Origin of the sequence: Mesorhizobium sp. GbtcB19, from assembly GCF_019091085.1 — a bacterium.
Classification (GTDB): Bacteria; Pseudomonadota; Alphaproteobacteria; order Rhizobiales; family Rhizobiaceae; genus Mesorhizobium.
In genome coordinates this window covers 1-12,207 of the sequence record NZ_JAGXJY010000022.1, presented here as the reverse complement: position 1 = coordinate 12,207, position 12,207 = coordinate 1, and the positions used below count along the sequence as shown (strand labels likewise).

The 12,207-nt window shown below is 65.2% G+C and carries 16 protein-coding genes; 7 read left to right on the top strand and 9 right to left on the bottom strand.

Going from position 1 to position 12,207, the window contains the following annotated elements:
- Positions 1-235: 235 nt before the first annotated feature.
- Positions 236-694, bottom strand: coding sequence for a GFA family protein (locus KVT37_RS27080; RefSeq protein ID WP_254634287.1), 459 nt, complete (start codon positions 692-694; stop codon positions 236-238).
- Between the two features lie 168 nt (positions 695-862).
- A complete protein-coding gene (locus KVT37_RS27075) occupies positions 863-1,177 on the bottom strand; it encodes an EthD family reductase (RefSeq protein ID WP_217578078.1) in 315 nt (104 codons plus the stop codon).
- 190 nt (positions 1,178-1,367) lie between these two features.
- On the opposite strand from KVT37_RS27075, the gene KVT37_RS27070 reads away from it, so the two are divergent.
- A complete protein-coding gene (locus tag KVT37_RS27070) occupies positions 1,368-1,727 on the top strand; it encodes a hypothetical protein (RefSeq protein ID WP_217578077.1) in 360 nt (119 codons plus the stop codon).
- A gap of 64 nt (positions 1,728-1,791) precedes the next feature.
- On the opposite strand, the gene KVT37_RS27065 is transcribed toward KVT37_RS27070, so the two are convergent.
- On the bottom strand, positions 1,792-2,322 hold the full coding sequence (locus KVT37_RS27065; protein WP_217578076.1) for a cupin: 531 nt from the start codon (positions 2,320-2,322) through the stop codon (positions 1,792-1,794).
- 81 nt (positions 2,323-2,403) lie between these two features.
- Between KVT37_RS27065 and KVT37_RS27060 the strand changes: the two genes are divergently transcribed.
- Complete coding sequence (locus KVT37_RS27060) at positions 2,404-2,925, top strand: hypothetical protein (RefSeq protein ID WP_217578075.1); 522 nt, start codon at positions 2,404-2,406, stop codon at positions 2,923-2,925.
- Between the two features lie 61 nt (positions 2,926-2,986).
- On the opposite strand, the gene KVT37_RS27055 is transcribed toward KVT37_RS27060, so the two are convergent.
- Positions 2,987-4,003: a zinc-dependent alcohol dehydrogenase family protein gene (locus KVT37_RS27055; protein WP_217578074.1), complete on the bottom strand. Its 1,017-nt coding sequence runs from the start codon at positions 4,001-4,003 to the stop codon at positions 2,987-2,989.
- A gap of 27 nt (positions 4,004-4,030) precedes the next feature.
- A complete protein-coding gene (locus tag KVT37_RS27050; RefSeq protein WP_217578073.1) occupies positions 4,031-4,426 on the bottom strand; it encodes a cupin domain-containing protein in 396 nt (131 codons plus the stop codon).
- Positions 4,427-4,639: 213 nt separating this feature from the next.
- Between KVT37_RS27050 and KVT37_RS27045 the strand changes: the two genes are divergently transcribed.
- The gene (locus KVT37_RS27045) at positions 4,640-5,533 is read left to right on the top strand and encodes a LysR family transcriptional regulator (RefSeq protein WP_217578072.1); all 894 of its coding nucleotides are present in this window, start codon (positions 4,640-4,642) and stop codon (positions 5,531-5,533) included.
- Here KVT37_RS27045 and KVT37_RS27040 read toward each other — a convergent pair.
- From KVT37_RS27040 to KVT37_RS27030, 3 genes are all read right to left on the bottom strand, one after another.
- Positions 5,530-5,895: a hypothetical protein gene (locus tag KVT37_RS27040; RefSeq protein ID WP_217578071.1), complete on the bottom strand. Its 366-nt coding sequence runs from the start codon at positions 5,893-5,895 to the stop codon at positions 5,530-5,532. The two genes, KVT37_RS27045 and KVT37_RS27040, sit on opposite strands and share 4 nt — an antisense overlap.
- A 117-nt stretch (positions 5,896-6,012) precedes the next feature.
- A complete protein-coding gene (locus KVT37_RS27035; RefSeq protein ID WP_217578070.1) occupies positions 6,013-6,759 on the bottom strand; it encodes an SDR family oxidoreductase in 747 nt (248 codons plus the stop codon).
- A gap of 36 nt (positions 6,760-6,795) precedes the next feature.
- Positions 6,796-7,281, bottom strand: coding sequence for a VOC family protein (locus tag KVT37_RS27030; protein WP_217578069.1), 486 nt, complete (start codon positions 7,279-7,281; stop codon positions 6,796-6,798).
- 135 nt (positions 7,282-7,416) lie between these two features.
- Here KVT37_RS27030 and KVT37_RS27025 point away from each other — a divergent pair, with 135 nt between their 5' ends.
- From KVT37_RS27025 to KVT37_RS27010, 4 genes are all read left to right on the top strand, one after another.
- Positions 7,417-8,304 (top strand): transcriptional regulator GcvA, encoded by an 888-nt coding sequence (locus KVT37_RS27025; protein WP_217578068.1) that lies wholly within the window; start codon positions 7,417-7,419, stop codon positions 8,302-8,304.
- A gap of 116 nt (positions 8,305-8,420) precedes the next feature.
- A complete protein-coding gene (locus KVT37_RS27020) occupies positions 8,421-8,777 on the top strand; it encodes a nuclear transport factor 2 family protein (RefSeq protein WP_217578067.1) in 357 nt (118 codons plus the stop codon).
- 164 nt (positions 8,778-8,941) lie between these two features.
- Positions 8,942-9,874 carry an NAD(P)-dependent alcohol dehydrogenase gene (locus KVT37_RS27015; protein ID WP_217578066.1) on the top strand — a complete coding sequence of 311 codons (933 nt, stop codon included), beginning with the start codon at positions 8,942-8,944 and terminating at the stop codon, positions 9,872-9,874.
- Positions 9,875-9,918: 44 nt separating this feature from the next.
- The gene (locus KVT37_RS27010) at positions 9,919-10,617 is read left to right on the top strand and encodes a YafY family protein (RefSeq protein ID WP_217578065.1); all 699 of its coding nucleotides are present in this window, start codon (positions 9,919-9,921) and stop codon (positions 10,615-10,617) included.
- Positions 10,618-10,697: 80 nt separating this feature from the next.
- On the opposite strand, the gene KVT37_RS27005 is transcribed toward KVT37_RS27010, so the two are convergent.
- Positions 10,698-12,207: heavy metal translocating P-type ATPase (locus tag KVT37_RS27005; RefSeq protein WP_217578064.1), on the bottom strand; the 1,510-nt coding region annotated here is incomplete at its 5' end.

Below are 12,207 nucleotides of genomic sequence, written 5' to 3'. Positions count from 1 at the left end.
TCGCGGACGCGTCACGGCCTGCAAGGCGGTGCGAAAGAAATGAGACGCCAGGTCAAGAAAACGAGACGCCTTGCAAAATCGGATCAGTGAGGCTCGCCGCCGACGGCGGCCGACGGGATCTAGATTGCTAGCGCAGCGTCGGCATCACGGCGATGCTTCGATTCTCCCGCCAGCAAGTGCGGATCACGCAAGAGCGGATCGCCAGGAGTTTCGAAAGCGCGCCAGGCGCCTGCCTTCAATCATGGTCGGGATGCTGGCGGCTGGCATAGGTCTCCAGCGCCGCCGCCGGCGTGGTCGCCTCGGTGGTCGACCGCGGCAGGCTGCCGATATGGTCCAGCCAGGCGATGCGGCTTTCGCAGCCGAATTCCTGCTCCGGCGCGATCGCTTCCGGGTCGTCGAGGCTGGCCAGCGCCACATCGAGCCGGTCGGCGCCGACATAGCGGAAATGCAGCGAGGTTCCGCACCTGGCGCAGAAACCGCGTTCGACCGCTTCGGACGAGCGGAACCAGGCCGGCTCGCCTCGGGTCCAGGCGAAGGACGCCGCGTCGGTTTCGGCCAGCGCCCAGAACGGCGCGCCCACCGCCTTCTGGCACGTGCGGCAATGGCAGACATGCGGCTTGGTGAGTCGGCCGCCGATGCGATAGCGGATGGCGCCGCATTGGCAACCGCCGGTCAGGTCATTCTCGCTTGCCAAGGCCAAACCTTTCGCCGGTACTGTTTTTACGTGTTTCGCCTACGACCGGTGAACCGCCTAATAGCCTATGCGCCCGGCTCTGTCCTGTGCCACCGGTGGCCCGCCTATGTCGGCCAGACAAGCCGGTCGCAGCCCGCGGACGGATCGCCCCATTTTCGGCCACGGATTCTAAACCTCCCGGCTGTCGAAAATGAACATCTGAACCCCCGACTCGTCGGGTGCGTAGAGGCGGCGGTCCACGCCGGCGGCTTTTCCCTCCGGGCTCGCGAAACCCTTCTTCATCGCGTCGAGATCGTCGAAATGCAGCGTCCCGATCAGGTAGACATCGGACGGTCCGGCAAGCACCGTGATCGGCCCCCGGCTGACCTCGTATTTCCTCAGGCCCGGTATCTTCTTGGCCAGCGGTATATGCGTCTCGAAATAGTGCCTGTCGAAGGCTTGCGCGTCAGCCGGCTGCTTGTAGATGACGACCATTCCAGCCATTGCGGCTCTCCTTTTCGTTGCGGATGCAACCAAGGACGAAATGGCGACTGGAAACGGAACGAGGCGGCGAAAAAACTCTCGAAGGACGGCGACGGCGTTTGTCCGGTCTTCCCCCGCCTTTCGCCGCCATCTCGCTTGTGCGAAGAGGCGTTCCGTGTACTGTCCGGCCTAAATTAGCGGGGACTCACGGATGAGAATTGCGGTGACCGTCGCGCTCTGCGCGGCAATAGCGGGATGCGTGTCCTCGCCGGTCGATTATGGCGCCTCGCTTTCGCAGCAGGATCCGAAATGGGCATCGCCGGAATGCCAGCAGGCCCGCGCGGCGGCCGCGGATTATGCGCAGCGCGAGAAGGACCATCCCGGCTGGGGCATGGGCGTGTTGCTTGGGCCTTACAGCATGGGGATGGTGGCGGCGATCAAGGAGCATGAGCAGCAGCAGCGCCGGCTGCTTGCCCGCCAGATGCATCTGCAATGCTCGAGCCAACCGCTGCCGAAGGACCTGGATTTCGATCCGGCAATCTATGCGCCGAAGAAGGAGCATTATCCGTAGGCGGAGCGTTTTTGATTTTTACTCCGGTCGTTGCGCCGCCGCCTTGCCGGTCGCGATTGCCATTTCAGCCTTCGCTCCATGCCTTCAGCAGCGGACCATCGCCGCCATAGACCGGGTCCTTGTCGGGACGGCCGACTTTCGGGATCGTGCGCAGCGCCTCGGCGTGCTGCTCCGGGCTCCGGCACAGATCGTATGTGCCGAAGGGCGGATAGGCGCCGACGACAAGCAGATCGGCGGACGCCGACAGCCGCTGGTGGCCGGTGCCGGCCGGCAGGATTGCCACGTCGCCCGCCTCGACCTCGAGCACCTTGCCCCTGTCGCCGCCGAAGTGGACTTCTGCCGAGCCGCGCGCGATGCCCAGCACCTCATGGATGCGCGAATGATAGTGGACGAAGCTGTAGATGCCGTTACGCCAGCTGTTGCCCCAGCCATTGGCGGCGAAAACATCCTCGAAGACGGCGGCCGGATCGACGTCGTCCGGCAGTTCCACCGCGCCGGGATAGATGAGCATCGGCCAGCGGGGATGGTTGGGCACCAGCCCGTCATCGGCAAAGCGAAAAGCAAGCGGTTCGAGCTTTTTGACCAGTTGCGCCATCCTTGCCCCTTCCTGCATCCTCAATCATCGGGTCTAACGGTTTTCCGCGCCTTTTGCTCCGGTCACCCCGAGGAGGTCACAATGAATGCGTTTCGCCTTTCGACAATCGGCTTGCTTGCGTTCGCGCTGCTGTCGGCCTTTGTTGCCGGCGCCGCGACTGCCAAGGCCGCGCCTGCGGACGATCTCTACAAGCTTTGCCGTCAGGTGAAGAACGACGACACGATCCGCCCCTATTCACACGAACTCTACGGCGGCACGGTCAAGGCGTTCAAAAGGCTGTTTCCCGACGCCACGAGCGCGCTGCAGGAGCAGGAGTTGCAGACCCAGGCCAGTTACCGCTGCATGAACGGCAAGGTGCTGGCCTGCTTCGTCGGCGCCAACCTGCCCTGCGCCAAGATGAACACCGCGCGCGACAATCCGGGCGCCGACGAATTCTGCAAGGCCAATCCGAATGCCGACGTCGTGCCCGCTTTCGCGACCGGCCACGACGCCGTCTATTCCTACAAATGCGCGAGCGGCAAGGCGGTGGTTGCCGGCAATTCGTGGCAGCTCGACAAGCGCGGCTTCGCCAAAAAACTGTGGACGGTGGTTCCCGAGCGCTGACCAAAGGCCACGTGGCCCCAGCCATTGCCGCGAGCGGCAAGGCTGGCAGCTACGGCAACGTCTAAACCTCGAGCATGACCTTGATGGCGCGGCGTTCGTCCATGGCGCGGTAGCCTTCCGCGACCTCGGCCAGCGGCAGTTTCAGGTCAAAGACCTTGCCGGGCTTGATCCTGCCTTGGAGCACCCGATCCATCAGGTCGGGCAGGAAGCGGCGCACCGGCGCCGGGCCGCCCAGCATGCGCTTCTGGCCGAAGAACAGTTTCTGGCCGTCGAAGCTCACGCCATGCGGCACGCCGACATAGCCGATCGTGCCGCCGGGGCGCGAGCAGGCCAGGGCCTGGTCGAAGGATTCTCCCGTGCCGACGCATTCCAGCACCGAGTCAGCACCGACGCCGCCGGTGAGGTCCTTGATGCGCGCGATCCCCTCCTCGCCGCGTTCGGCGACGATGTCGGTGGCGCCGAACTCGCGGGCGAGCTTCTGGCGGCTCTCGTGGCGGCTCATGGCGATGATGCGCGCCGCGCCCATCTCCTTCGCCGCCAGCACGCCCATCAGGCCAACCGCGCCGTCGCCGACGACGACCACCGTCGATCCCTCGCGCACCTCGGCGGCGTCAGCCGCGTACCAGCCGGTGCCGAGCACATCGGAGACGGCCAGAAGGTCGGGCACCAGCTCGGCCGGCGGCACTTCGGCGGTCGCGACCAGCGTGCCGTCGGCCAGCGGCACGCGGGCATAGGGCGCCTGCGCCCCCGACATGAATTCGCGCTGCTCGCAGGAGGACTGGAAGCCGAAGCGGCAATGCGGACAGGTGTTGTCGGAAAGGCAGAACGAGCCGACCACAAACTGGCCGGGGCGGACCGTGCGTACTTCCGCCCCCACCTCGACGACGATGCCGCAATATTCATGGCCCATATGCTGCGGGGCGTTCACCGGCTGCAGGCCGCGATAAGGCCACAGATCCGAGCCGCAGATGCAGCTCGCCGACAGCTTGATGATAGCGTCGGTCGGACGCAGGATTTTCGGATCGGCGATTTCCTCGCAGCGGATGTCGCCGGGCTTGTGCAGAACGGTTGCAAGCATTTTTGCTCCTTTCGGGGGAATCCGGTTTCAGACGCCGTAGTCGTCGTCGGAAACATGTTGCATCCAGTCGACGGCCTTGCCGTCCTTGATTTCCTGGATGGCGATGTGGGTCATTGCAGTGGCCGGCGAGGCGCCGTGCCAGTGCCGCTCTGCCGGCGCGATCCAGACGACGTCGCCGGGGCGGATCTCCTCGATCGGGCCGCCCTCACGCTGGACACGGCCGAGGCCGGAAACGACGATCAGCGTCTGCCCCAGCGGATGCGTGTGCCAGGCGGTGCGGGCACCGGGCTCGAAGGTCACCTGCGCGCCCTGCACCCGCGCGGCGTCGAACGGATTGAACAGCGGATCGATCCGTACCGTGCCGGTGAACCATTCGGCGGGGCCTTTCGCGGATGGCCGGCTGCCGGCGCGAAGAATGTCCATGGATGGTCTCCTTAAAGACGTGTTCGGTGCGGCGCGCGGATCCGACAGGCGCATCCGAGCCTGCGCGACATGACCTGTCCGGACTGCGCAGGCGGCGACCGGCTCGGGACGCCGGTTGCCAACAACATATTGCAGCGCAAAACCGTCGATTAGACCCAATAATCCGTATGGACTTATCGGATAGTGATATGAATGACGGCAGGAGGCTTCGACATGCAGCGCGACGACATGAAAGATCTGCTGTGGTTCGTGGCGGTGGCACGCGAGCGCAGCTTCACCAGGGCGGCTGCTGGGCTCGGCACCTCACAGTCGACGCTGAGCGCGACGATCAAGGCGCTGGAGGCGCGGCTGGGCGTGCGGTTGCTGACGCGCACGACGCGCAGCGTGGCGCCTACGGACGCGGGCGAGCGGCTCTACCAGTCGCTCGCGCCGCGCTTCGAAGGTATCGAAGCCGACCTCGCGGGCCTGGTCGCTTTTCGCGACAGGCCGGCCGGCACGGTGCGCATCACGCTCTCCGATCATGCGCTGCAGTCGACCGTGTGGCCGAAGCTCAAGCCGGTGCTGAGCGACTATCCCGACCTCAGCGTCGAGCTCTACAGCGACAACGGCATGCGCAACATCGTGGAGGAGCGCTTCGACGCCGGCGTGCGGCTCGGCGAAAGCATCGACAAGGACATGATCGCGGTGCGGATCGGCCCGGACTGGCGGCTGGTGGCCGTCGCCTCGCCGGAGTATTTTCTGCGCCGCCCTGCGCCGAGGACACCGCAGGACCTCGTCGGCCACGACTGCATCAATCTGCGGCTGACGACGTTCGGCGGTCTCTATGCCTGGGAATTCGCCAAGAGCGGCCGCGACCTCCGGGTCCGGGTGGAGGGCCAGCTGACCTTCAACTCGACCATCCCGATGATCGACGCCGCGCTAAGCGGCCGCGGCATCGCCTATGTGCCAGAAAGCCTGGTCAGCCGCCATGTCGCCGAAGGGCGCCTGACGCTGGTGCTCGGCGACTGGAGCCCGCCCTTCGCCGGCTATCACCTCTACTATCCTAGCCGGCGGCAGCTTTCGCCGGCCATGGCAGTCATCGTGGAGGCGCTAAGGCATCGGGGCTAGCGCAAGAGCAGCCGGGAGACCTTGAGCCGTGGCGCGAAGAAGCAGCGCAGATAGGGCTGGTTGGTTATGACGTATCTGTTCTCGCAGATATGATATCGGCCGTCCGGCGATTCCTGCACGCGATCGCGCGGGATGTTGAAACCATCGGGCAGATACACATAACCGCCGTCGGCCCTGGACTGGACCGAGGACTCCGGTATGGGGCGGCAATCCGTGCCGCCGCAACATTTGAAGTTCGTTACCGGGTCGACCTTGTTTTGGTACCAGTCATGGGCGCTGGCGCCTGTCGCGGCGGCAAGGCAGATCGCGGTGACGATGACCCTTCGCATGGCATTCCTCGACGAGGCGGAGGCGCTGCTCATTGGAGCATCATGTTATTAGCGTTCCGCCGGAAACGCCATTGCGTCGAGAAGGCCCGGCACCGATGGATGACAGCGGGTTCAAGCCGGGTCCTCGGGCCGAGGCTCCGGCCTTGCCCTTCACACCAGCCGCTGCCCGCCGTCGATGTGGATGGTCTCGCCGGTCATGAAGTCGTTCTGCATCAGATAGAGGTAGGCAGGCGCGATGTCGGCGGGCGTGGCGATCCTGCCTGATGGGATGCGCGTGCCCATCTCGTTGAAGTAGCCCGTCTTGGCCGCGCCGACGATCTCGTCCCACATTTCGGTGTCGACCCAGCCGGGCGAGACGATGTTGACGCGGGTCGGCGCGAGCTCCAGCGCCAGCGCGCGGGCGAAATAGCTGAAGGAGCCGGCGACCGCCGCGACGACCGAGCCGCCGGGTACCGGCGGGCGGTCCTTATTGATGCCGGAGGTGAAGATCATCGAGCCGCCTTTGCTCAGCGTGCGCGCGGCATGCTTGGCAAGCATCACCGCGCCGGTCAGCTTGCCGTCGACGAACCGGCGCACGAAATCCATGTCGGTCTCGCCGATTGGGTAATTGGGTGGCGGCGTGCCGGCCGTCGCCACCAGATGATCGAAGGCGCCGACCGTGTCGAACAGGCGGGCGATATCCGCTTCCCTTGCCATGTCGGCGGCAATGGCAGTCACGCGCCCTGCCCCGCCGAGCCTCTTTTCGGCGGCCCCCAGTTTCTGCGCCGAACGGCCGACGATCACGACTTCGGCGCCGTGTTCAAGCGCGGCGGCCGCGACGCCGTAGCCGATGCCGGAGCTGCCGCCAACGACAATGATCTTCTTTCCATCGAGTGAAGCCATGGGTAGCCTGGTCATGGGTCTTCTCCATCTTCGAGTTGTGGGATGTCGCGTTCAGGCGCGGCCGGCGTGGGCGGCGGCGATGTCGGCGAGGATGATCTTCTTCATCGAATACATCGCCTGGCGCGCCCGGTCGGCCTTGGCGCGGTCGGGGTCGTTCATCAGCCGCAGGGCTTCGCTCGGGATGACCTGCCAAAAGACGCCAAACTTGTCCTTCAACCAGCCGCAGGGCTGTTCGGAGCCGCCGCCGGCCGTGAGCGCGTTCCAGTAATAATCGGTCTCGGCCTGGTCCCTGGTCTCGATGTAGAGCGATATCCGCTCGTTGAAGGGCGGCACGCCGCCGGCGTTGAGGGCGGTGAAGCGCTGCCCTTCGAGCTCGAAGTCGAAGATCGCATGCGGCACGGTCTTGTTGGTGCCGCCGACATGGTCGGTGAAGGTGATCGTGTCCAGCGCCCGGCTGTTTTCGAAAACCGACAGATAGAAATCCCGCGCCGCTTCGGCGTCGAGGTTGAACCAGAGGAAGGGATGAACGGTGGCCATGATGTCCTCGCAGGCTTGATCTGAAGTGAGTGTTGATCACAAATTCTGTGAGGATTTTTGGCTGGAAAAAGCTCGACGGACAAACCAAAGTTTGGCAAGGATTTGTTACCAGAACTCACAAATGGCTTTGTCGTCATGGCCCGCAGACTGCCGCCGCTCAACGCCTTGCCGGCCTTCGAGGCCGCCGCCCGGCACCTGAATTTTTCGCGGGCCGCGGACGAGCTCAACCTCACCCATGGCGCGATCAGCCGCGCGGTGAAACACCTGGAGGACCAGCTCGGCGTGCAGCTCTTCGAGCGGGCGACGCGCTCGGTTCGGCTCACGCCGGTCGGCGAGCCCTATGCGGTTGCGGTGCGCGAGGTGCTCGACCAGCTCGCGCTGGCGACGCACGCGGCGACCTCGCGCCATTCCGGCTCGACGCTCAATGTCAGCACCTCGGACGGTTTCGCCGGCAAATGGCTGGTGCCGCGGCTCTATCGTTTTCACCGCGCGCATGGCGACATCGACGTGCGCGTCTCGACCACCGGCAGGCTGACCAATTTCCGCGGCGACGGCATCGACGTCGCCATCCGCTATGGCGGCGGCCACTATCACGGGCTGACGTCGGAATTCCTCACCGGCGAAGAAGTGTTTCCCGTCTGCAGCCCGAAGCTGCTGGAAGGCCCGCATCCGCTCAGAAAGCCTGAGGACCTGAAACACCACACACTGATCCGCGACGGCTACCGCATCGACTGGACCGCGTGGCTGGCCAGCGCCGGCGTCGAAGGCGTCGATCCGAACAGCGGCCTCACCTTCGATTCCGCCACCTTCGCGGTGGAGTCCGCCGTGCAGGGCGAAGGCGTGGTGCTCGGCCGCACGATGCTGGTTTCCGCCGACCTCGCCACCGGCCGGCTGGTGCGGCCCTTCGACCATGCGCTGAAAGCGGTTTCCAGCTTCTATCTGGTCTACCCGCCGGAAGCGATCCGCCAGCGCAAGGTGAAGGCGTTTCGCGATTGGCTGTTTGAGGAGATCACGCCGGGCTGACGGCCCGATACCGGCTGCAGAAGCAATCGTCGTCAAGGTTTGCGCCATGCTGACAAAATCTGTCACTAGCATGCGCTATCTGTTGTTCATCCAACCAACCAACGAAAGCAATCAAGATGAGCAACAACCTCAGCCCCGCCCTCCATATCGCTCTGGCCTATTACGACGCCTGGAGGAACCACGACCACGCAACGGCGATGAAAGTCGTCGCGGAAGACGTCGTCTCGGAAACCCCGTTCGGCTCCATTGTAGGCGCCACCGCCCTGCATAAGTCGGAATCGGAATTCGCGGGCATGCTCAAGGGAGCGACCATCGTCGCCTCGTTCGGTGACGAGACCACGGCGCTGCTCATGTATTACACCCACACCCATCCGGTCCCCAGTACCCTCTCGGCGAAGTACTTCACGGTCGAGAACGGGAAGGTCACAGCGATCAAGGCGCTCTTCGACAAGAGCGTGTTCGCCATTCAGTGAAAACGGCCCAGCCGCACTGACACTCACAATCCCTCAGAGAGTAGTCTCATGATTATCAACAATGCTGTGACGGGCCGCCACGGGCGGCTCGCCGCCGAACCCCTGCCGCACCCTGCCGGTACCAGCGACATCGCAACCGCTACGCCCAAGAAGAGCAGCGTGTGATGAAACGGGTCCAATACCATCAGTATGGCGGTCCGGACGTGATGCGGCTCGAGGATTTCGAGCTCCGCACGCCTGGGAAAGGCGAGGTTGCCGTCAAGGTCAATTTCGCTGCCATCAACCCGATCGACTGGAAGGTTCGCGCCGGCCACCTGAAGATGGTGACCGGGAAGAAGTTTCCGCGCGCTTTGGGCAGCGACATCTCCGGCGTCGTGATTGCGATCGGCCCAGGCGTCACCCGCTTCAAGGTAGGCGATGCCGTGTTCGGATCCGTCCACATCAAGGAGGGTGGCGGGATCGGTCAGGCCGCGATCGCACCGGAAACCTTTCTTGCCAAGAAACCCGGCTCCGTTTCCTTCGAGCAGGCCGCGTGCCTAGGCACCCCTGGGATCACGGCCTGGAACGGCCTTGTCGACAAGGCCAACCTCAAGGCCGGGGCGCAGGTCTTCATCAACGGCTGCACTGGTGCTGTCGGTGAATGCGCCGTCCAGATCGCGCGGATGCTCGGGGCGAAGGTCTCGGGAAGCTGCAGCCTGCAGCAGAGGCAACGCGCTGAGGAGATGGGCGTCAGCCGCGTCTGCGACTATCGCACGACCGATCTCTCGCAGGTCAGTGATCGGTTCGACGTCGTGTACGACACGGCCGGCACGATGACGGTGGCGACCGGGCTCGGACTGCTGCGCAAGGGTGGCGTCTATCTCGACATCAATCCGACTCCGGCCAAGTTCATCCGCGCGATGTTCGACCGCAGGCTCAAACCGATCGTCTGCACCGCGCGGGCCGACATCCTGGCCGGGCTTGCCCGCGCGGCTGCCGACGGAAAGCTCCGGCTTCCGGTCGCCGAGATCGTTCCGCTCGAGGATGCGATCGCGCTGGTCACAGCATTGGAGCAGGGGCGCAAGCTCAACGGCAAAGCCCTCGTGTCGACGTCATAGGCAACCCCCTGCCAAAATTTGTCATTGGCGGGTAGGATTGTCTGATGTCCAAGAGCAATCGGCTTTTCGATCTGATGCAGATGCTGCGCCGGCACAACGGTCCCGTGCCGGGCACCGAGCTCGCGCGTGAGGCCGGGGTCTCGTTGCGTACCATCTACCGCGATATCGGCACCCTCCAGGCAATGGGCGCCGATATCGAGGGGGAGCCAGGCTTCGGTTATGTGCTGAAGCCTGGCTTTCTGCTGCCGCCGCTGATGTTCTCGCAGGAGGAGCTGCAGGCACTGACGCTCGGCGCGCAATGGGTCGGCCGCCAGACTGACGACGGCCTGGCGTTCGCGGCCCAGAACGCGATTGCGAAGATCGGTGCGGTGCTGCCGGCGGAACTGCGCCACCTGCTGACGGACAACGCTTTTCACGTCGGCCGCAATAGAGCCGAGACGCCGGCCGTCGATCTTCGGATACTCCGTCAGGCTATGCGCGAACAGTTCAAGCTGCACATCGCCTACAAGGATCCGTCGAGTGCCATCACCCAGCGCGTCATCTGGCCCATCATGCTCGGCTTCATTGAAGACAAGCGCTTCATCGCTGGCTGGTGCGAGCTGCGGCAGGATTTTCGGACATTCCGCGCCGATCGGATCGAGCGCGCCCAGCTGATTGAAGAGCGGTATCCCGGTCGACGCCGAGACTTGGTCAAGAAGTGGCGCGAACAAGTCGCAAATGCTGAAGGCGCCCCTGGAATTTGAGCCGGTCTATCTGGTCTAACCGCCGGAAGCGATCCGCCAGCGCGAGGTGAAGGCGTTTCGCGATTGGCTATTTGCGGAGATCAGCCCGCTTTGACGAGCGCCCGCGGCCGCCATGCCAACAGGCGCATGGCGTTGGCCGTCACCAGCACGGTGGCGCCCGTGTCGGCGAGAATAGCGGGCCACAGGCCGGTGATGCCGACGATCGTCGTGACCAGGAACACGACCTTCAGCCCCAGCGCCACCGTTATGTTCTGATGGATGTTGCTCAATGCCCGCCGCGACAGCTCGACCATGGCGGCGAGGTCGCCGACGCGGCCGTGCAGCACCGCTGCATCGGCGGTCTCCAGCGCGACGTCGGTGCCGCCGCCCATGGCGATGCCGACATCGGCGGCCGCAAGCGCCGGCGCGTCGTTGATGCCGTCGCCGACCTTGGCGACCTTCTTGCCGGAGGCCTGCAATTCGCGCACGACGCGCTGCTTGTCCTGCGGCAGCATCTCCGCATGGACGGGAAGCCCGAGGCCCTTGGCGATCGCCGCCGCCGTGCGCCTGTTGTCGCCGGTCAGCATCACCGGTTCGACGCCTGCTTGACGCAGCGCCGCCAGGCCGGCTTGCGCGTCGGCACGCGGCTCGTCGCGCATGGCGATGATGCCGGCCGGCGCGCTGGCGGCAATCAGCACCGAAACCGACTTGCCCTCGTCGTTGAAGGCGGCGATGCGCGCCAGCTGCTCGGCGGGAAGTGCCGCGCGCTCGCCGGCGGCGGCCGGTGAGCCAAGAAACAGCTCCTTGCCGCCGACCTTGCCGGCAACGCCCTTGCCGCCGAGCGCAAAAGCCTCGGACGCCGGCGGCACCGGCACCTTGTCGGCTTTGGCCTTGTCCAGGATAGCGAGCGCGAGTGGATGGCTGGAGCCTGTCTCGAGCGCCGCCGCCATCGACAGGACATTGGCTTCGCTGTGTTCGACGGCGACGATGTCGGTCACCTTGGGCTTGCCTTCGGTGAGCGTGCCGGTCTTGTCGAGCGCGATCGCGTTGATCGAGCCCAGCGCTTCCAGCACCGCGCCGCCCTTGATCAGCAGGCCGCGCCGCGCGCCGGCCGACAGGGCGGCGGCGATCGCGGCCGGCGTGGAGATGACCAGCGCGCAGGGGCAGCCGATCAAGAGGATGGCGAGGCCCTTGTAGATCCATTCGCTCCAGCCGCCGCCAGCGACCAGCGGCGGCAGCACCGCCACCAGCGCGCCGAGCGCCAGCACACCGGGCGTGTAGACCCTGGAGAAGCGGTCGATGAAGCGCTCGGTCGGCGCCTTGCTCTCCTGCGCCTCCTCGACCAGCTTGACGACGCGCGCGATGGTGTTGTCGGCCGCGGCCGCCGTGACCTTCACGCGCAGCACGGTATCGGTGTTGATGGTGCCGGCAAACACGGCGTCGCCCGCCTTCTTGCGCACCGGCACGCTCTCCCCGGTGACCGGCGCCTCGTCGATGGCGCTGTCGCCCTCGACGATCGCACCGTCCGCGGCGATCCGGTCGCCGGGGCGAACGAGGGTCACCGTTCCGACGGCAAGGCTTTCGGCCGGCACCTCTGCGACCGCGCCATCG